2 protein-coding genes are annotated in these 1,775 nt (G+C 74.0%); both read left to right on the top strand.

All coding sequences use genetic code 11. The annotated features are described in order from the left end of the window. The coding region (gene pdxY, locus ASG00_RS09425) for a pyridoxal kinase (RefSeq protein ID WP_235559468.1) at positions 1-643 on the top strand (643 nt) is incomplete at its 5' end. A 125-nt stretch (positions 644-768) separates the two neighbouring features. After that, positions 769-1,671 carry a quinone oxidoreductase family protein gene (locus tag ASG00_RS09420; RefSeq protein ID WP_056208923.1) on the top strand — a complete coding sequence of 301 codons (903 nt, stop codon included), beginning with the start codon at positions 769-771 and terminating at the stop codon, positions 1,669-1,671. Positions 1,672-1,775: the final 104 nt, after the last annotated feature.

Raw genomic sequence — 1,775 nt, 5'->3', positions numbered from 1 at the left:
CTTCCCCGAGATCGACGTAGTGCTGTCGGGCTATCAGGGCAGCGAGGGCATCGCCGATGTCATCCTCGACGCGGTCGCGCGGGTCAAGGCCGCGAACCCCGACGCCATCTACGCCTGCGACCCGGTGATGGGAAACGCCGTGTCGGGATGCTTCGTGGCCCCCGCAATCCCCGATCTGCTGCGCGACCGGGTCGTGCCCGCCGCCGACCTCGTCACCCCCAACCAGTTCGAGCTGGGATTCCTCACGGGCACCTCTCCCGACACGATCGCCTCGACGCTCGAAGCGGCCGACCTCGTGCGGGCCTCCGGCCCCGAGACCGTGCTCGTCACGAGCGTCGCCCGCCCCGACCGCCCGGAGGGCACGATCGAGATGCTCGTCGTGAACGGGGACGGCGCCTGGCTCGTGCAGACGCCCATGATCGGCATGAAGGCGAACGGGTCGGGCGATGTGACGGCGGCCCTGTTCACCGCGCATTACCGCGCGACCGGCGATGCGCAGGCCGCGCTTGCGCGCACCACGTCGAGCGTCTTCGATCTGCTGCAGCGCACGCACGACGCGGGATCTCGGGAGCTGCTGCTCGTCGAGTCGCAGGAGGCGTACGCCCACCCCCGTCTGCAGTTCGACGTCGCGCGAGTGCGGTGAGCCTCGGCATCCATCACATTCGGTGATGGCCGCGATCGTTTTCCGATTCTTGTGGCGCCGGGGCGCCGGATCGACGATGAATCCGGCCGCCGCACCCGACGGGCGGCCGGAAGGCAGGTGCCGACATGCGCGCCCTCACCCTCGCCGCCACCGGCGGCATCGTGCTCACCGAGATCGAGGAGCCATCGGCTGATGCGACGCCGGCGACGCTCGTCGCGGCGGCGGTGAACCCCGTCGACCGGGTGATCGCCACCGGGACCATGCCCTTCCGCCCGCTCGCACCCGGCGCCGTCGCCGGCCTCTCCGGCGTGGTGCAGGATGCCGCGGGCGGGCTTCTCTACGTGAGCGCGCCGCCCGCGCCGTTCGGCACGTTCGCCGACGTCGTGCCGCTGCGCGGTGCCGAGAGCGTGCCGGTGCCCGACGGGCTCGACCCGGTGACGGCGGCGGCGATCGGGGTGCCGGGGATCGCCGCGTGGCTCGCGCTGCACCGTGCCGCCCAGACGCAGCCCGGGGAGACCGTGCTCGTGCTCGGCGGAACGGGATCGGCGGGCACCCTTGCCGTCGCCGCGGCCGTCGACCTCGGGGCGACGGTGCTCGCGACCGCCCGCACCGAGGCCGGACTCGAGGCTATCGGGGCGCGGGGCGGTCACGGGGTGCTCGCGGTCGACGCCGATGCCCTCGACGCGCAGCTCGCCGCCGCGGGCGGCATCGACGTGGTCATCGACCTCACCTGGGGCATGCCGCTCGCGGTCGCCGCCCGACACCTCGCCACGGGCGCGCGCATCGCGCAGGTCGGCAACTCGGCCGGCGCCGAGGCGAGCATCCTGGCCCCCGCGTTCCGCAACCGCGGCGCGCGCATCATCGGGCACTCCAACTTCCTCGCGTCGGCCGCCGAGCGCGAGATCGCCTACACGGCCGTCGCCGACCTGGTGCTGCGCACGGGCCTTCGTCCCGCCGCTCCCACGCGCCCGCTCGCCGAGGGCGTGGACGCCCTGGCGCAGGCGGGCGCCGTCGTGCTCGTCCCCTGACCCGCGGCATCCGCACCGCCCCGACCGGGGCGGCGTTCGCCGCGCCATCCCCATCCACCGATTGCCGAGGAGGCACATCATGTCCGCACCCGCACGTCGCCACG

Source organism: Microbacterium sp. Leaf351, assembly GCF_001423825.1.
GTDB classification, from domain to species: Bacteria; Actinomycetota; Actinomycetes; order Actinomycetales; family Microbacteriaceae; genus Microbacterium; species Microbacterium ginsengisoli.
Note: the sequence above shows the minus strand (reverse complement) of the source record. Positions and strands in the feature narration are given on the sequence as shown.

What these genes read in the sequence shown, in the direction of transcription:
- ASG00_RS09420 (WP_056208923.1), top strand. Translation starts at nt 769, where the DNA reads ATGCGCGCCCTCACCCTCGCCGCCACCGGCGGCATCGTGCTCACCGAG.